Source organism: Bartonella sp. B41 (assembly GCF_053795765.1).
In genome coordinates this window covers 1,308,088-1,327,374 of the sequence record NZ_CP200037.1, presented here as the reverse complement: position 1 = coordinate 1,327,374, position 19,287 = coordinate 1,308,088, and the positions used below count along the sequence as shown (strand labels likewise).

Annotated in this window: 12 protein-coding genes; 6 read left to right on the top strand and 6 right to left on the bottom strand. The window is 37.6% G+C overall.

The annotated features are described in order from the left end of the window. Nucleotides 1-184 precede the first annotated feature (184 nt). Together rdgB and hemW are read left to right on the top strand one after the other, a co-directional pair. Complete coding sequence (gene rdgB, locus V4P54_RS05815; protein ID WP_455477081.1) at nt 185-829, top strand: RdgB/HAM1 family non-canonical purine NTP pyrophosphatase; 645 nt, start codon at nt 185-187, stop codon at nt 827-829. After that, nucleotides 829-2,028: a radical SAM family heme chaperone HemW gene (hemW, locus tag V4P54_RS05810; protein ID WP_455477080.1), complete on the top strand. Its 1,200-nt coding sequence runs from the start codon at nt 829-831 to the stop codon at nt 2,026-2,028. The genes rdgB and hemW overlap by 1 nt, the downstream gene beginning before the upstream one ends. Before the next feature lie 46 nt (nt 2,029-2,074). Here the strand turns inward: hemW and dapE are convergent, their stop codons facing one another. From dapE to V4P54_RS05795, 3 genes are all read right to left on the bottom strand, one after another. Continuing rightward, a complete protein-coding gene (gene dapE, locus V4P54_RS05805) occupies nt 2,075-3,247 on the bottom strand; it encodes a succinyl-diaminopimelate desuccinylase (RefSeq protein ID WP_455477079.1) in 1,173 nt (390 codons plus the stop codon). A 205-nt stretch (nt 3,248-3,452) separates the two neighbouring features. Beyond that, nucleotides 3,453-4,208 (bottom strand): M48 family metallopeptidase, encoded by a 756-nt coding sequence (locus tag V4P54_RS05800; RefSeq protein ID WP_455477078.1) that lies wholly within the window; start codon nt 4,206-4,208, stop codon nt 3,453-3,455. A 33-nt stretch (nt 4,209-4,241) separates the two neighbouring features. Beyond that, nucleotides 4,242-5,021: an alpha/beta hydrolase gene (locus V4P54_RS05795; RefSeq protein ID WP_455477077.1), complete on the bottom strand. Its 780-nt coding sequence runs from the start codon at nt 5,019-5,021 to the stop codon at nt 4,242-4,244. 192 nt (nt 5,022-5,213) lie between these two features. On the opposite strand from V4P54_RS05795, the gene infC reads away from it, so the two are divergent. Further along, nucleotides 5,214-5,732, top strand: coding sequence for a translation initiation factor IF-3 (infC, locus tag V4P54_RS05790; protein WP_455477703.1), 519 nt, complete (start codon nt 5,214-5,216; stop codon nt 5,730-5,732). A 405-nt stretch (nt 5,733-6,137) separates the two neighbouring features. On the opposite strand, the gene V4P54_RS05785 is transcribed toward infC, so the two are convergent. Continuing rightward, a complete protein-coding gene (locus tag V4P54_RS05785) occupies nt 6,138-10,787 on the bottom strand; it encodes a translocation/assembly module TamB domain-containing protein (RefSeq protein ID WP_455477076.1) in 4,650 nt (1,549 codons plus the stop codon). Continuing rightward, nucleotides 10,787-12,751 (bottom strand): autotransporter assembly complex protein TamA, encoded by a 1,965-nt coding sequence (locus V4P54_RS05780; RefSeq protein WP_455477075.1) that lies wholly within the window; start codon nt 12,749-12,751, stop codon nt 10,787-10,789. The genes V4P54_RS05785 and V4P54_RS05780 overlap by 1 nt, the downstream gene beginning before the upstream one ends. A 408-nt stretch (nt 12,752-13,159) precedes the next feature. On the opposite strand from V4P54_RS05780, the gene V4P54_RS05775 reads away from it, so the two are divergent. Next, on the top strand, nt 13,160-14,692 hold the full coding sequence (locus tag V4P54_RS05775) for a YifB family Mg chelatase-like AAA ATPase (protein ID WP_455477074.1): 1,533 nt from the start codon (nt 13,160-13,162) through the stop codon (nt 14,690-14,692). 12 nt (nt 14,693-14,704) lie between these two features. On the opposite strand, the gene V4P54_RS05770 is transcribed toward V4P54_RS05775, so the two are convergent. Continuing rightward, nucleotides 14,705-15,517 carry a transporter substrate-binding domain-containing protein gene (locus V4P54_RS05770; RefSeq protein ID WP_455477702.1) on the bottom strand — a complete coding sequence of 271 codons (813 nt, stop codon included), beginning with the start codon at nt 15,515-15,517 and terminating at the stop codon, nt 14,705-14,707. A 435-nt stretch (nt 15,518-15,952) separates the two neighbouring features. On the opposite strand from V4P54_RS05770, the gene gyrB reads away from it, so the two are divergent. Together gyrB and ubiE are read left to right on the top strand one after the other, a co-directional pair. Then, nucleotides 15,953-18,385 (top strand): DNA topoisomerase (ATP-hydrolyzing) subunit B, encoded by a 2,433-nt coding sequence (gyrB, locus tag V4P54_RS05765; RefSeq protein WP_455477073.1) that lies wholly within the window; start codon nt 15,953-15,955, stop codon nt 18,383-18,385. Between the two features lie 117 nt (nt 18,386-18,502). Next, nucleotides 18,503-19,285 (top strand): bifunctional demethylmenaquinone methyltransferase/2-methoxy-6-polyprenyl-1,4-benzoquinol methylase UbiE, encoded by a 783-nt coding sequence (gene ubiE / locus V4P54_RS05760; protein WP_455477072.1) that lies wholly within the window; start codon nt 18,503-18,505, stop codon nt 19,283-19,285. The last annotated feature ends 2 nt before the right edge of the window (nt 19,286-19,287 follow it).

Genomic DNA, 19,287 nt, shown 5'->3' with positions numbered 1-19,287 from the left:
GCATCTTTCTGACATTGCTATTACAATTAAATGCTAAACGCAAAAATCTCCTTGAATGAAATGTCAATTAACGTGCAGTATGGCTAAATCTTGTAAAATCTAACAAGATCCATATTATGTGATATCGGAAATATTTTAGGCACACACAGTAAACATCCCCTTTCACATTATGGAGAAAATGTGTATGAGAAGTATAGTCACTAAAGAGCTCATCATCGCCACGCATAATACCAACAAATTGCATGAAATCACAGCATTAATTACTCCTTTCGGTTTAGCGACAAAATCAGCAAAAGAACTGGGTTTACTTGAACCAAAAGAAACAGGAACAACATTTGAAGAAAATGCCTATATTAAAGCCTTTGCAGCTGCAAAAAACACGGGGACACCTGCTTTGTCTGATGATTCTGGCTTAGAAGTGGATGCACTAGGCAATGCGCCGGGTGTTTACACAGCCGATTGGGCTTTACAATCCGATGGTACTCGAAACTTTTTGAAAGCTATGCAAAAAATAGAAGATGAACTCCAAAAAATCGGAGCTCGCGAAAAAAATCAACGAAAAAGCAGGTTTATATCTGTTATTTGCATTGCATGGCCTGATGGCTATGCAGATTATTTTCACGGTCATGTCGAGGGAACACTTATTTGGCCTCCACGCGGAGATAAAGGATTTGGTTTTGATCCAATTTTTTTACCAAACGGATACGAAAAAACTTTTGGCGAAATGTCAACAAAGCAGAAGCATAACTGGAAACTCAATGATAAAACACCCCTCTCACATCGTGCGCGAGCTTTCAAGCTTTTAGCAGAAAATCTTTTGACCCTCTGATGAACAAGCCTTTTGGTATTTATATTCATTGGCCCTTTTGTGCTGCCAAATGTCCTTATTGCGACTTTAATTCACATGTTCGCGTAAATGGGGTTGACCAGCAACGTTTTGTCACCGCTTTTAAACGTGAAATAGAAACACAATACCATGAAATAGGCCAACGTCATGTTACAAGTATTTTTATCGGTGGTGGTACACCTTCCCTAATGACACCACAAACCGTTGATGCGTTGTTACAAGCACTCGCAAAAACATGGACAATTGATGACAAAGCGGAAATTACACTGGAGGCAAATCCGTCAAGCGTAGAAGCAGAACGTTTTTATGGATACCGTGTAGCGGGAATTAATCGGTTATCTTTGGGCGTACAGGCTCTTAACGATAAAGCATTACGAAAACTTGGCCGTCTTCATAATGTGGAACAAGCACTTTATGCCATTGCTTTAGCGCGGAAAATTTTTCCGCGCTTATCTTTTGATTTAATTTACGCTCGACCAGAGCAAACACTCGAACAATGGAAGTGTGAACTTTTACAAGCTATTGATTTAGCAGCAGATCATCTTTCTCTTTACCAGCTTACCATTGAAGAAGGCACTGCCTTTGAACGACTTCATGCCGCAGGAAGACTCATTCTCCCTACATCGGAATTGGCTGCAGATCTATACTATCTTACCCAAGAAATAACTATTATGCATAACCTTCCAGCTTATGAAATCTCAAATCACGCAGTTCATGGTGCAGAATCAGCTCATAATCTTCTTTATTGGCGTTATCATGAATATGCAGGATTTGGTCCAGGAGCACATGGACGCTTCATTAAGAATTCATCTAATAATTCTTTTACGTTTTCAAAAGAATCTTCATATCAATCCAAGAAACACGAACGTCATGTAACAATCAATGAAAAACACCCTGAACGTTGGCTTCAATTGGTGGAAACTACAGGACATGGTTGTATTGAGGTAGAAACATTAACCGAAGCACAACAAGCAAACGAAATGCTGCTCATGGGTCTACGCCTTTCAGAAGGTTTGGATCTTATGCGTTATGAAATATTAAACCCTAATGGCCTACCAATAGAAAAATTGATAAATTTGCAACAACAGAAACTAGTAGAAATGGTAGGAAATAGGCGCCTAAAAGCCACAACAACAGGACGTATCCTGCTGGATCATATTATCAGCCAATTGGCAAACTAAAATCTTCATACCTGAACCTGTAATTTCATTAAAATCCAGCGCTTTTCTACGCAAAAAAATCAACAATGAACCGCTCATAAATTGATGTCAGACTTTCCATCGCATCAAGAGCCACATACTCATCTACCATATGCATGGTTTGTCCTGATAAACCAAACTCAATAACCGGACAGTAATCCTTAATAAACCGAGCATCCGAAGTTCCTCCTGAAGTTGAACATTCCGGTACATTTCCTGTGATACTTTTAATAGCATTTGATAAAATTTTAATGAGTCTATCATTTTTTGTTATAAAAACATCCCCCAAACTTTGTATCCATTCGAGCTGATAACAAGGCAATTGAGTGCTATTACTTTCTGCTTGTACCAAGGAAAGATGTTTTTCAATTTCTGAAACAAGGGTATCCTTTGTCCATAGATCGTTGTAGCGTATATTAAAACGGATTGTTGTCTGCGCTGGGATAACATTCACAGATGTATTCCCCGTGTCAATAGTTGTAAGTTCTAAATTACTTGGCTGAAAATTATTTGTCCCTCGATCCAAAACCGTTTGTGTCAACGCTTGGATAATCTTTCCTGCTAAGGGCAATGGATTGGCAGCCCGCTCAGGAAAAGCAACATGACCTTGGCATCCTTTAACTGTAATGATACCAGAAAGTGACCCTCGCCGACCAATTTTAATTGCATCGCCAACGCATTTTACACTCGTTGGTTCTCCCACAAGAGCTGCAGTCCATTTCTCACCTTTTTGCTCTGCCCATTTTAGAAGCTTTACCGTACCATTAATAGCAGGGCCTTCTTCATCACCCGTGATTAAAAAGCTCACTGTTCCCTTGATAGATTGTTTCTCAAGAACCCGTGCTAATGCCGCAACGAAACAAGCGATTCCACCCTTCATGTCAACAGCGCCTCGCCCATACAATTTTCCTTGATCGATTACTCCCTCGAAAGGAGGATACGACCAATCTTCTAGATCACCTGGCGTAACAACATCAGTATGACCTGCAAACATGAGATGTGGACCTTCTTTCCCAATCTTTGCATAAAGATTTTCGACATCCTCTGTGTTTTTATCCTTAAAAATAGGACGATAAACACTCAATCCCATCTTTTTTAAAAAACTCTCCAGAACTGATAAAACACCTGCTTCATGAGGAGTAACAGAAGGACAACGAATAAGCATCTGTAAGAGCTGAACAGGATTTGTAAGGACAGGCATGAGCGCACTTCCAACTTAAACTAATAATTACCAACGATTATTTAAGAGGAATCACAAAAAAGATAAAGAAAAAACATCGAAGACACTCAGCAAACAAAGTAGGGGGATATGATTATGCTGAGGCTTCAATGACTTCTTCACTATGTAGAGAAGCACACACACAACAGAATACTAAGCAAAAAGTTCCATCAAATACTGTTTTTATTCAAATTTTTCCTGTTTCCGATATAGATGAGTGAAAATCAACTGCATGCAATGCATAACCGTTTTTCTTTAACCAAAAACGGTAAGTTTTGCTTTCAAAACACAAATTTTCGCAAAGATCCCAAAATCTTGGTCCATGGTTCATTTCTATAAGATGAGCAACCTCATGTGCAACAACGTATTCAACAATCCCTTTTGGAGCCATGATAAGGCGCCAAGAAAAAGAAAGCCGCCCATCTGATGAACAAGATCCCCAACGACTTTTGGTATCTTTGTAGCAAATTGACTTCACCTTACGCCCTACTTTATCCGCATAATATGCTACCAGAGGCGTTATAATGAGTGTAGCCTGCTTTTTAAAAACATCAGCGACACGCCTTGGTAAATGTTCTAGTTGACCATATACAATAATTTGAGGCTTTTGTTTCATATTACCTGCAATAATTTCAGCTATTCCACGTCCTTTTTTATGTTTTATTATATGTGCAACACCCAATAAAGGGACTGTCGCACCTTCTTTGAGAAGGGAATTTTTGTATGGAATTTGTATATGGGAAAAATGTGCTTCAATCCAAGATTTATGCTTTTCAACAAAATTATGAGCCAAACAGAGACTTACTGCTGGAGGCATTGTTAAAATAATTTTTTTGCTTCTTACATCAATACGTAACGTAAAACGACGTGCATTCTTACGTTCTTGAACTTGTATAGGAACAACGCGATCAGAGAACACAAAAGGGTGTTCATAAACGGTCATATATCATATCCTCATCACTGGTGAATTTAATTATTACTCTGCATTAATGCGATCAATTAGTGACTTCAATGTTGTTTCTAAACAATCTAAATCCTGCGGACGTGAAAACCTGTGATCTGCATCACGAACGAGGGTCAATGCTACATCATGTAAAGGCAAGTGATTCAGTAAAGCCAATGTGTGCTGATAAGGAACCACTTCATCTTCCATCCCTTGCAAAATATGAACAGGACATCCAACATCAATACATCCTTGCATAACACTGTTATCCCTCCCATCCTCAATCAATTTTTTTGTAAAGAACATTGGCTCCACATCATCACCTACAGACCGTTCAACATACCCTTTTTCTTCCAAAGCTTTCCACTCTGCGGGATCTAATGTTTGTTCCACCAATATCTGAGTAAAATCTGGAGCAGGCGCAATCAACACCATACCAGCAAGCATCCTGTTTTTCCTCTTTAGTATCGTAGCAAGTCTCAAAGAAATCCATCCACCCATAGAAGAACCAATTAGAATTTGCGGCCCTCCACAATAAGCTTCAAAAATAGCTAAACTTTCATTTAGCCAACGTGAAATTGTCCCTTGAAAAAAATTACCTTCTGACTCTCCATGACCAGAATAATCAAAGCGTAAACAGGACAAACCATTTTTTTTTGCAAAAAAATCAACCATTGTGGCCTTACTGCCCAACATATTGGATCGATAACCAGAGAGCCATACTAAGCCAGGGAAGCTACTACCTTTGCGGTAACGCACCGCAAGAGTAATACCTTCAAATGAAAAAAATTGACAAGGAATATTCTGATCCATGATTATTTTCCTTCATAAAATATTTTTACTTATTATAAGGGAGGATTTTTGTTCTCCAAATTAAACTCAAAAAGCATAAATCAAATAATGAAAAGACACGAATTATAGTTGTTTTTCCATGCATAATTGTATATTAGATATGGTGTAGATGAACAAAAATAAGGAGCATAAACCATTCGCAGACCGTTTAAAATAACACCTATCCAGAAAGATGGGCCACGTTCAAATCAGGATATTCGAGTTCCCTGTGTTCAACTTATAAATGATGAAGGACAGAATCAGGGAATTGTTACAACACAAGAAGCGCTTGCTATGGCAGCGGATGTTGGCCTCGATTTGGTTGAAATTGTACCAAATGCAGAACCACCAGTTTGTAAAATCGTTGATTTGGGTAAACTAAAATATCAGACTCAAAAAAAAGCGGCTGAAACACGAAAAAAACAGAAGGTCATCGAAATAAAAGAAATTAAGATGCGTCCAAATGTTGACGTCCATGATTATGGAGTCAAGCTCAGGGCCGTTCATCGCTTTATTGATAATGGCGATAAAGTGAAGATTACTTTGCGTTTTCGTGGTCGTGAAATGGCGCACCAAGATCTTGGGTTGAAACTTCTTCAACGCGTAAAAGAGGACACAAGCAGTATTGCAAAGATTGAATCTGAACCGAAATTTGAAGGTCGTCAAGTAATGATGATAATAGCACCAAAATAAAATTCGTTAAGACAATTAAATTATCTTCTTTGAATAATGTGTAGATTTGATCTTAATTTATTGCGTATGATCTTTTGAGTATTTTTTCTAATTTTCGTTATACGTTGAGCTTATTTTCAAAAAATTATTCTTTATCAGAAAGATAAAGTATCTTTGATGGTGAGTGTAAAAAGATTTTTCGCCAGCGATGATAAATATCGGGGATATTTTTATTACTTAGGAAGTACTTCCTCTACAAGGGAGTCTTGATTTCGATAAAGCGATAAGTTCTTTAAACCTACATACAAGGGCGTAAATCGTTAAATAAAGCTCTCAGAAAACCTTTTTCATAAAGAAAAGTAGCTTTTACAATAGTTCACAATATCCAATTCAAAAAATAGGAATTTTAAGCAAAAAACTTAATTTTTAATAGTCTTTTTCGTAAAATAAACCAATACTAAAATTATTTTCGTTTCCTATGGTGCTTTTAGCTTTAAAATTACGAGAAACGTCTAAATTAACTGTTCCCTTCGTTGTACCATCTGATCCTGCTTCGAAACCTAAGTAAACATTATTGTGTATATAGCGTCCAATGCGTAATCCTGTGTTACCATTTTTATCAATAACAACATCAAGATCATCAAGACCAATCTTAGTCCGCAAAGTATTTAACAAAGATGTATTAGTAGCACCCGCAAGATTTGCAGCTGCTGCTGCAAGCTGCGCAATCTGGAATGGTGATAATTCGCTAAGAGAACGATTAAAAATCAAACGTGCTAAAATTTCATCCTGCGGTAAATTAGGTTGTGAAGAAAAATTAACATCAAGATTATCAATAGCTCCACTCACAGTCACGGTGATGCGAATATCGCCAATATCATTGTTAGTCACAAAGTAAACAGTAGGATTAAGATTCCCACTAAAACTTGCCTTCCCCTGATCAAATTCAAGACGCTGTGAAAGAATATCAAAACGTCCACGTATCATTTGAAACTCACCAACTGGATGCACATCGTGCAATGAACCTGTTAGATTAACGCGTCCCCCTAACTCAGTATCTAACCCTCGTCCACGCACAAAAAACTGATTGCGCGCATTAATTTTTATATTTAGCTGTACAATAGATGGAGATCTTTGAGAAAGACCGCTGCTATAGCTCACGCCTTTTACATCAGCACGTTCGAGTGTTTTTTTAATTGGTTTTGTTAAATTTTTATTTTTAATATCAAGAAATTTTGCATTTTTAAAGTGATCCGGAACAAAAATTTCAGCTTTTTCAACGGTTACGTCACCACCGATAACAAAGTTACCAAGGAAATAACCTGTTACTGTTATCTTTCCAGACAAAGTGGCAAAAATTATAGAGCCATCATTATAGTTTGCGTTATCAAGACCAATTACCAGATCCGCATGTAAATCATTCGTGATATGTCCAGAAGCAAAAATGGATCCTCCACTAGAAGAAGAGGCAGAAGCCTGCTTTATAACAATATGATTACCATCTAATTTTCCTTCAATCTTTATATTGCGAAGATTTAAATTTGTCTTTGAATCAAAAAAATTGCCATTTATCAAAGAAAAACTTCCAACCATTTGTGGCTGAGAAAGTGCACCACCTAGAGAAGCATCAATTTTTGCTATCCCTGTTGCATATGCGCCGCGCTCGGCTAAAAACGGATCAAAAAAAGCGAACGGTATCACTCCCTTAACATTTAACCCAATACTCGAATCTTTGAAAGAAATAGGACCACTTATAGAGAGATCTAATCCTTTATATCCAATTGCTGTAAAATGCTCAATGTGAAGTGTCAATTCTTCATAAGAACCACGAGTATTTATACTTACCGGTGCAAGCTCTTTATACGTTGTAACAGTTAGATTCTGACTAGAAAAATCAAAATGAACGGAAGGATCCTCAAAGGTTCCACTTATATCAATTTTACCAGTTATCGTTCCATCAAGAGCTTGCTTCTCGATAAAGCTATTAGCCAAATACGCAGGCAATTTTTTTACATTAACATGCAGATCAAGTACCTTTTTTCCCAAAGATACAGTTCCTTGCGCCTGTGCTTGCAATCTTTCTCCCATTAAATCTGCATTCACAGTAAGAGCATGATTTACTGTTTTGCCAATAGCAGAAAATATAAAAGGTGCTATTTTTTTTTCTTGTAGAGTAACAGATGTTATATCCTCACCCTTTATATCATAAGCAATTTTTGGATTTTTTAAATCACCATGAACTATAATCTTTCCTGTTAAAGTACCAGCAACACCAAGATCAGGTTTCCACAAATTAGCCAAAGTCACAGGGAAGGAATTCATTGTAAGATGCATATTAAAGGTATCGTAAAAATTACCCGAAAGTACGATATTACCCCCATTAACAGAAACCCCGAATTCGCTTAACATAATCCCATCTTTATCAAAAATAACTTCAGCTGGTTTAGGCAACATCACATGAAAATTTGGCTGTTGCACATCCATGGTTTCAATCCACACTTTTCGTCTAATGCCTGCCGGAAGCCCTACTGCTATCATACGACCAGAAAACTGTGCATTTATGTTATTGAGAAGCGTCGCCTTAATAGCAAAAGTTGTTTGCTCATTTTCGCGATTGGCACGAACATTTAAACGATTAATCAGCATGAAAGGCGTTTGAACATGTTCTGCATTAATAAAACCTTCAAATTGCATTTTGCCAAAAAGATCAAATATATCAGCTTCTACCGAAAATTTTTTAATTTTATTCTTGGCAAAATTCAAATGATCAATACTTGCTTTCAAATTGGCTTTTTGTCTGCCATTTTGTTCATCAAAAATAAAATCTCCTTTTATTTTTCCACTCCCTTCCTGCAAAAATAATGCAGAAATATCTGAAATATCCTCGGCATCAACATGCAGAAATCCTTTCACAAAACCTGCAGATATTTGAGAAAGATCACCAACTATTCTCGCGCTCCCTCCTCTTATATCGATGTTACGAAGCTGTCGAACCCGATCAGAACCCTCAAAAGAAGCCGACAAGTACAGTGGTTTCTTAGCAAAAATCCCTTTACCTTCTACAGAACCTGTTAAATGAGACGTAACCGGAGAGGTATTATCAACAAGTGTGTTAATAGCCAGTGTTGTTTCCTGAAGCTTTTTCCCAACAAAAAATGCTTCATCAACACGAATACGTGTATTAACTTCTATAAGATTATCACGCCCTTTAGCCGCACCTTGAACTGTAAGAGAACCACTCAGCCTTGGATCTAGTATGGTAAGATCAGATATTTGAGCAGATAAAACCATCTTAGCATTCTCATTCGAAAAATATCCATCTGCCCTTACGTTTGCAAACTGATTTTTCAAATTCAAACGACGCAAAACTAAACCTGCCGAGCTCTGAGCAATTCCACCTGAAAGAGTAAGATTTCCTCTAAATAAACGATCAAAAAATTCAATACCTGTCTTTACATCATTTGCACCCCCTGATAGATCAAGATCGAAAATGCCGCCAATTAAACCAATGGCTCCCCTAGCTCTCAAATCTGCGCTACCAGAAAGAGGACGTTCACTCAACAAACCCAAAGGAGTTAATGTTTTTGCTTCTAAACCAAGATCACCTTTAAAAATAAAATGATCTACTTTTCCTTTTAACCACGCAGAAAAATCTGGTGCCGTTACACTAAAATTATGGATCAAAACTGGTTTCTTAGAAAAAATATCTGTGTCTAGGTGCACGTGAATCGTTTGATCTAAACCTTTAACAAATGCATTTTTGGATTTTACAATTCCCTTAAGCATTCCGCTTACTTGAATCCCAACATGACGAGAAGCTACATTATCAAGATTTTCACTTACTCCTCCCAAATCAAAAACCGCATCATGAATATAAACATTCTTATTGCTGAAATGATGTACAACAAACTGTCCTTTCCAAAATTGTTGTCCTTCTCGGCCATAATCAATGGTTAAAGCAAAATTATTAGTATGCACTGGCGCTTCTAATACTGATGAATGAACAGACTTCTCTTTTTTAGAGAAAGCGATCTTGCCATCAAAAAAAAGCCGCCGTAAAAATCCATCCGCTGTTATTTCAGCATTGGTAACAATATTTATGGCTTCACCTTGAATAGCCATATGATCAAGATGCGTAACACCTTCTCTTGTCATCCTCGCCTCTGCTTCCAATGTTACATCAGACTCGAAAAGATTACGATATTGAGAAGACACCAAAGAACTGAGTGTACCCGCCATCTTGGTAGAAAAACTATATCCTTCTGAAATACTTGCAAGCGTAACATTGCCATCTAAAACACGATGGTGATCAGCCTCTAAATAGAGTTTAGCAACCAAATCATCAAAAGTACCATCACCTCTGATAGAAAAATTTAATGCAGGGCGCTCTTCAATGTTAAGGATACTGGCTATAATGCCATTTTGTGGTTCGTTAACAGAAATATCAATTTTTGCTGTACGATCGCCATTGAATATCTTGGTCAGAATAGAAAAAGAACCTAAAGCATCCAGACGATAAGCAGTTATATCAGCATCATAATCACCATCAACTAAAGTTAAATGTCCTTTTAAGAAAAGGTCAGAAGAAAAACCAAAAAGATCCCGTTCAAATGCTACATGCTCAGCTATAAGTGTATTTATAGAAATGGCAATAGGCAATTTAGGTAAAGAAAATTCCTTTTTTTCAATGGAAGATGCAAAGGAAAAGTCCTTCGGTTTTCGTAAAAACGTAACTTGTTCTACTGCAAGATGATTAATCTCTACACGCCCCCTCAGCAAAGCTAAGCGATTCCAATCTATTTTAGCATTAATAATTTTAAGCCAAACACCTTTATCATCACTGACCGTGATAGCATCAATTGATGTTTGAGAAGACAGAGCTCCCTGCATATTATGAAAACGAATTTGACGGTTTGGTGTTGAAAGTCTGCGTTCAATAAAGGAAACAATCCACGAATCTTCACCTGAATCTGTTTCACTAGAAAGTAAATTTACTCTCTGTGCAAACACAAAAGCACTCACCAAAAGAAAAGAAAAACCACATAAAAAAATCAACAAATACACTATTTTTTTCATTAGAATGCTTGTCCTATACCCACATAAAAACCAATGCGGGGATCGCCTTTCTCTCTATTAAGAGGAAAAGCAAAATCAATCCGTAAGGAACCAAGTCCTGTCATATAACGGCCTCCAATACCAGCTCCCCATTTAACTTTTTGTGAAAAGTCAACATACGCTTTTTCCCCCACAAGACCACCATCAACAAAACCAATAATCCCTACCTTATCATTTAGAGAAAAACGCAATTCTGCTGACCCCTCTGCAAGTGCACGACCACCAATAACAGCATTATTTTCTTTTTTAACACCAATATTTCGATAAGCGTAACCACGAACAGACCCGCCACCACCAGCAAAAAAGAGCGTATCCGAAGGAACTTGAGCTGTGTCACTCCCAATAATTGTACCCAGCTTTGCTCGCATCGCAAAAATAAAACGATCCATATTATCCAGTATCCAATAAGAACGACCCTCTATGGTCATTTTTGTTACAAAATTGCTAAAGTGTAATTCATAAAAAGGCTCAAAAATAGCTTCGCCATACACACCTTTTGTTGCATCGAGCCTATTGTTGCGGCTGTCATAAACTAAACCACTCGGAAATCCAATTGTCATAAAATTACGACTTCCAAAATGTATATCATGCGAATAACTATTCGAAATTTCTAAAGCAATACGCCCTGATAAATCATTATTAAAAGCGTGTGTAACGCCCCATTTCCCTTTGATAGCCTTTGTTGTGTAATTGTCTAAGACATCTTGCTGTACTTTCAACTCCGCTCTAAAATCTGTATCAGGGGTTAACATACCAGGCTTTATAAACATGCTCCCAAAAAGGTAATCAAAATTTTTAAAATTATATGGTTGATCCTTGTGGCTACGAATACCGCTTACTTTTGTTTCTATTTTTAGCCGTTCTGCATGGCCAAAAAGATTGTTGTGCATCCAATAAGCCTCAAAACCTGCACCATCTAGTGTTGAATAACCACCACCAGCACCAAAACGTCGTGGCTTGCGCTCTTCTAGAACAAGCGTAAGTGGCAAACTACCATCAGGATTAATTGCATCAGCTTCACGTATATTTACAGCACGAAACACATCAAGACGCGAAAGTCGTTCACTAACCTTAGCTAATGAACTAGAATCGTACTTCTGACCTATATGTAATCCTGTCATCCACGCGATATAAGTTGAATCTACTCGTGGTCTTTTACTCACATTACGCACACTTAAGGGACCGTAGTGAGCTTCTTTCCCAGAATCAACTATAATTCGCGCATCAACGCGATGTGCAGCGTGATCAGCAATTACATCATTATTAACAATTTTTGCTTTTGCGTAACCCTGCTGACGCCACCCTTCAATCGCCCATCTTTCTGCTTTAAGAATAGTTTCAGATTTGGCAACAGCTCCAACCCTATAGCCAAGGTCCTCAATTGAAGGCATTCTGTTCGTTTTATCTTTCGCAATTGGAGCAACTTTGTTTATCTGCGCATTGCTAAAAATGTATGGGGGACCAGAATCAATCGTAATAACGATCTTAGATTGAGTTGGTAATTGCGTCACAGGACTTAGATCAGCGACCTCTAAACCATTAATCTTGATACTAATGACACTGCCATAATGTCCTTCAGCATAAAGAGCGGAAAGAATTGCTCTATAATCTGAACGAGCTTTAGCCAGTAAACCAGAAGAACTAGGTGATGCTTTTTTTTGATCGGCAACAAGAGAAGACACAGACTTAACTATTTTAATGCCTTTTGATGATGCACCCTGTGGTGAAACAACTTCAACTTTATAAAATTTTTCTATATTGCTGGTGCTAGATGGAAAAGAATTTATTTTCTTTTTGCCAAAAATAGGGATACCGAAAAGTTCAAATGCTGCTAAAGTCTGTGGAAAGAGAAAAATCAAACATAGACCTATAAATACACTACGCATAACTTTTGATTTTAACAAAATTTCTGCCCGACAGATCATCAAATCAGGTACCTTTAGTACGCTTTACATCACTTCTTCCATTAATTAACATCGAACGAGAAAAGTAAATATACTTATTCCCAATATTTCACATATTTGGTCATATCAAACAATATTCTTTTCTAAGATACATAATGCTATACTTTTCCCATTTGTATTCATGAAATCTTGATTTTTTTCAAAATAAACGTTCCCGCTTTTTCCCTTTAGCATATTCATTTAATTTATCATAAACGTTTTATGCAGAAGCACACTGTCATAGTTAAATTTATGCGAAAGGCTACCTAAAGTCGCCACAAAATCCTGCACATGTATATAGATCTTCCTATGCAAAAAGCTATGCAGACACTTCTTGATTTTTATGTGCAGATATGGTTGTTTCTTAGTATAAAGGGGGGGGACAAACTGATGATAGCACGTGTCACAACTGTTGCCTTTCGAGGTCTGGAAGCAATACCCGTCGATGTACAAGCTATGATTTCCTCCGGAAAAATAGGAATGGCTATTGTTGGATTGGCAGATAAAGCTGTCGCAGAAAGCCGTGAGCGCGTACAAGCTGCTCTTCACGCTTGTGGACTTTCTATGCCTAATAAACGGGTCACTATTAATCTTGCACCAGCTGACTTGCCTAAAGAAGGATCACATTATGATTTGCCAATTGCTGTAAGCTTAATGCTTGCTATGGGACTACTTCCTCAAGAAATAGCACAAGATTATGTCATTTTAGGTGAATTGTCACTGGATGGATATATTGCAGCCGTCAGTGGTGTTTTACCAGCTGCAATGACAGCCGTACTGCTTGATAAAGGGCTTATTTGCCCTCATCAATGTGGTCCTGAAGCAGCGTGGGCAAATGCAGAAATGAATATTCTCGCACCTGAAACTCTTCTCACTATAGTTAATCACTTTAGAGGAACACAAATTCAAAAACGTCCACAACCACGACAATATGCAATACGAACTGAGCTTCCAGATCTTTCCGAAATTAAAGGACAAAAAACCGCTAAACGTGCATTGGAAGTTTGCGCAGCTGGACGACATAATCTTTTATTTGTAGGCCCTCCTGGTGCAGGAAAATCTATGTTAGCTCAACGCTTGCCATCAATTTTACCACCTCTTGATAGCCGCGAACTTTTAGATGTTTCCTTAATTGCTTCTATCACAGGAGAAACAATACATAATACGATTTCTCTCCAATGCCCCTTTCGTGCTCCACATCATTCTGCTTCCATGGCTGCAATGATAGGTGGTGGTTCCAAAGGACGCCCGGGAGAAGTTTCACTTGCACATAACGGTGTTTTATTTCTTGATGAATTGCCTGAATTTTCTCCTCGAGTCCTTGATTCTCTTCGTCAACCATTAGAAAATGGAGAATGTGTCATCGCTCGTGCTAACCATCACATCAGTTATCCCGCACGCATTCAGCTCATTGCTGCAATGAATCCTTGTAGATGCGGAATGGCAGGCGAGAAAAATTATGTTTGTGCTAAGGGATTACGTTGTCAAATTGATTATCAATCCAGAATTTCTGGTCCTTTTCTTGATAGAATTGATTTACGGATTGATGTTCCCGCTTTAACAGCAACAGATCTTATGCAACAAGAACATTCAGAAAAAAGCTGTGATGTTGCAAAACGCGTCATACAATGCCGTACCATTCAAACAGAACGTTTTGCTGCATTGGGTCTTGACCATATTCGTACGAACGGCGACTGCCCTGCAAAAATCATTGAACAAATTGCTATTCCCGATAAAAATGCAGATAAACTTTTACGAGATGTGAGTGAAAAAATGCATCTTTCTGCTCGCGCGTACCATCGCATTCTCAAAGTCGCGCGCACCATTGCCGACCTTGAAGAAGCAAACTATCTTTCACGCCACCATCTCGCGGAAGCTATTTCTTATCGATTAGGAAATGAAAGACTAATGTCTGCTGCCTAAAGAAAACATTCCTCAGTAAAAACTTACTGGAAAATAACGCAGATAAAGCTCTGCAAGCTTGCCGTCATCTTCTAAAGATTTCAGAGCATAATTCAATACATTAACCAATTTTACATCTCTTTTTGCAACAGCAATTCTCATACCTTCCCCCAACAACTGTGGAGCCAAATACACACCTCCAACAAAATGGCAGCAATCGAAAGATGTTGAATCATTCAACCACAAAGATAAGGAAAATCCATCATCAAAAATAAGATCAACTTTCTTATCTCGCAATGCTTTATAAAGCTCTTCCCTATTTTTAAATCCCTTCCATTTAGCTTCAGGAAAATAGCTATGAAATAACCTTTCGTGAGCACTATTAAGCAAAAATCCACTATTTAAATGAATAAGCTTAGATCCTATCGGCTCATTGAAATTTACAAACCGAGAAGCAACAAATCGAGCAGGAAAACGCAAATAAGTCCGAGTAAACACAAGATCTTGATGTGTTTCTGTTGTTTCTTTTAAACCAGCAATTATTGCTTCTGCATTGCCATTCTTGACATGATCTACCAGTTCTTCCCAGGGAACAACTTCCACCTCACAAAATTTCTCTAGATTTAATTTTGAACAAATAGAACGCAACAGATCTATATTGTATCCAGAAAGGTGTCCCTCTCTGCCAAGAAAATTAAAAGGTGGAAAATCAAAAGTTGTTACAAAACGCAAACGGGTTATACCTCTTATATCAGGTTGTACCAAATGTTCATGTGAATTTAAAAATGAAGGCAATATCCCTACTGAAATAGCCTTTGTAGAATATAAAAAAATGAATCCCCACATTATCAATGAAACTTTAACAAGAACCTTTAACATGCCTTTCAATTTATCCATTTTAAAAAATTTCCCCCATTTTCGAAGCTAAAATATCCGGTATTTTTACAGATTAAAATGTAAAGCATCCTCTTAATAACTATTTTAAAGTTAACATTTTTTGTATTCCAATATATTATATCGTTTGAAATTTAAGCATACACTGATCTAAACAAATGCGTAAATAAATAAGCACTTTTTTTCATATGAAAATGCACTGCAACAACAGAATATCGTTTGAGTGTTGAAAATCATTATATTTGTATATCTACTGACAACAGTTGAATATAAATATGATATACGGTAAATGTTTAGTATGCTTATTTCATAAATAACTGGTCAGAACTCTAAGCTCAAAAAAAACCAATGAAATATCGCCAATTGAATGTAAAAATGGATTAATTTATGAGTGATGAAACAACCTCACCAGTGTGTGGTGGTGACTATGATGCTGCTTCCATAAAAGTTCTAAAAGGTCTCGATGCTGTACGCAAACGTCCTGGTATGTACATCGGTGATACCGATGATGGTTCGGGCTTGCATCATATGGTCTATGAAGTAGTAGATAATGCTATTGATGAAGCTTTAGCCGGTCATGCTACTCTTATAAACGTCACGCTCCATGCTGATGGCTCTTGCTCTGTTCGTGATAATGGACGCGGAATTCCAACCGATATTCACCCAACAGAAGGAGTTTCAGCAGCGGAAGTTATTATGACGCAATTGCATGCTGGTGGGAAATTTGATCAAAATTCTTATAAAGTTTCAGGGGGATTACACGGGGTTGGTGTTTCTGTTGTTAACGCATTATCTGTTTGGTTGCAGTTGCGAATCAAACGCAATGGTAAAGTTCATGAAATGTCGTTTAATCACGGAGTTGCCGATTATCCGCTAAAAATTGTTGATAATTGTGATACAGAAAGCGGAACAGAAATAAGATTTTTTCCAAATCCTGAAATTTTTACTATCGTTGAATTTAATTTTGAAACTTTGGAATGTCGTTTACGGGAGTTAGCTTTTTTGAATTCCGGCGTGCATATCATTCTTGTTGATGAACGTCACGCCGACGTGCGATCCATTGAACTACACTATGATGGTGGATTAATTGAATTTGTAAAATATATCGATCAATCAAAAAAAGCGCTACTTGATGATCCTATCTATATCACAAGTGAAAAAGATGGAATGAGTGTCGATGTCGCATTGTGGTGGAATGACTCCTATCATGAAAAGGTATTGTGTTTTACTAATAATATACCTCAACGTGATGGTGGAAGTCATTTGGTGGGCTTTCGTAGTGCTTTAACACGGCAAATCAATGGCTATGCCGAATCATCTGGTATTATAAAAAAGGAAAAGGTTAATCTTACTGGCGATGACTGTCGTGAAGGATTAACCGCTATTCTCTCAGTTAAAGTTCCAGATCCTAAATTTTCTTCGCAAACAAAAGATAAGTTGGTCTCCTCTGAAGTGCGTCCTGTCGTTGAAAATTTGGTACATGATGGTCTCTCTATATGGCTAGAAGAGCATCCTAGTGAAGCAAAAATTATCACAAGTAAAGTTGTAGAAGCTGCTGCAGCTCGCGAAGCAGCGAGAAAAGCACGTGAACTCACGCGACGAAAAGGAGCTCTTGATATTACATCTTTACCGGGAAAACTCTCTGATTGTCAGGAACGCGATCCAGCAAAATCTGAAATTTTTATCGTTGAAGGGGATTCAGCCGGCGGATCTGCAAAAAGTGGACGATCACGACAAAACCAAGCAATTTTACCTTTGCGCGGTAAGATTCTCAATGTTGAACGGGCACGTTTTGATAGGATGCTTTCATCTGATATGATTGGAACACTCATAACTGCTCTTGGAACATCGATCGGCAAAGATGAATTTTCACTAGATAAATTGCGTTATCATAAAATCATCATTATGACGGACGCTGATGTTGATGGTGCGCATATTCGTACCTTGCTTCTTACTTTCTTTTTTAGGCAAATGCCTGAATTGATCGAGCGGGGACATCTCTATATTGCTCAACCTCCCCTTTACAAAGTAACACGCGGTAAATCTTCTCAGTATATTAAGAATGAAACTGCATTCGAAGAATTTTTAATTGATGCTGGTCTACAAGAAATAACCTTGGAATTATCAACAGGGGAGGTTCGCGCTGGTGCTGATTTGAAACAACTTGTCGAAGACGCACGTGTATTACGCCAGCTTCTCAATGGTCTTCATACTCGGTATAATCAAAGTATTGCTGAACAGGCTGCAATTGTTGGAGCCTTTAATATTGAGTCCTTTGAAACACCAGAAAATGCTCAAAAAATAGCTTATGATGTAGCACGTCGCCTTGATTTGATTGCCGATGATATGGAACAGGGATGGAGCGGTCAATACACATCAGATGGGAGTTTGTACTTTGAGCGCATTTTACGTGGGGTTAAGGATGCTATTACTTTTGATGCAGGACTCATAAATTCAGTTGATGCACGTAAAATTGATCGCATCTCCAAAAATTTCAAAGAAATATATAATCCCCCTCCTATCTTGCATCACAAAGATAAATCAGAGCGTATTTTTGGCCCCATTGGCTTATTAGAAAGCATTTTTAAAAATGGTAAAAAAGGCATTGTTTTACAACGTTATAAAGGACTTGGAGAAATGAATGCTGAACAGCTTTGGGAAACAACCCTTAATCCAGATGCTCGTGCACTTTTACAAGTTAAAATTAATGATGCAACTGATGCGGATTCCCTCTTTTCCCGCTTAATGGGTGATGATGTCGAACCACGACGAACCTTTATTCAAGATAATGCTTTAAGCGTTGCTAATCTGGATATCTGAAGGTATTTTTTTATTTCTAGCTGTATAAAAACGCAGTTTTGTGCATTATTTTTCGTATTTGAATATTTTTTCTATACTTCATTTACGATAAAGAAAAAATCAAAGAAGGTCACGAATATGACAGCTGAAACAAAACGCGTAGGAGTCAAAGGTGGTATGGAACATACTTTTGGCTTTAGGAGAGTTAACGAAACACAAAAACAATCTATGGTTGATGGCGTATTTCATTCTGTCGCGAAAAATTATGATCGAATGAATGATATTTTATCGCTTGGACTACACCGTGTATGGAAAAATTCTATGGTTTCGTGGCTTTCTCCACCAGCTACTTCCAATTGGAAAGTACTTGATGTTGCTGGTGGAACTGGTGATATTGCCTTTCGTATTCTTAACGCTTCGCAAAAACAAGCACATGTGACAGTACTTGATATTAATAGCTCAATGCTTAAAATTGGCAAAAATCGCGCACAAAAAAATGGTCTTGCCTCGTTGCTTGACTTTGTGGAAGCTAATGCTGAGGATTTGCCTTTTCCTGATCAAAGCTTTAATGCCTATACTATTGCTTTTGGAATCCGCAATGTACCACATATTGATAAAGCTCTCATGGAAGCTTTCCGTATTCTAAAAATTGGTGGACGTTTTCTATGTTTAGAGTTTTCAAATGTTGAAACACCCATACTGAATAAAATTTATGATCTTTGGTCTTTTCATACCATCCCAAAACTTGGTCAACTCATTGCAAATGATGCAGACTCTTATCGTTACTTAGTTGAATCTATTCGAAAGTTTCCCAAGCAAGATGATTTTGCTAAAATGATAAGTAATGCGGGGTTTTCGAGAGTATCATATCGCAATATTACAGGTGCAATAGCAGCGATACATTCAGGCTGGAAAATTTAAAA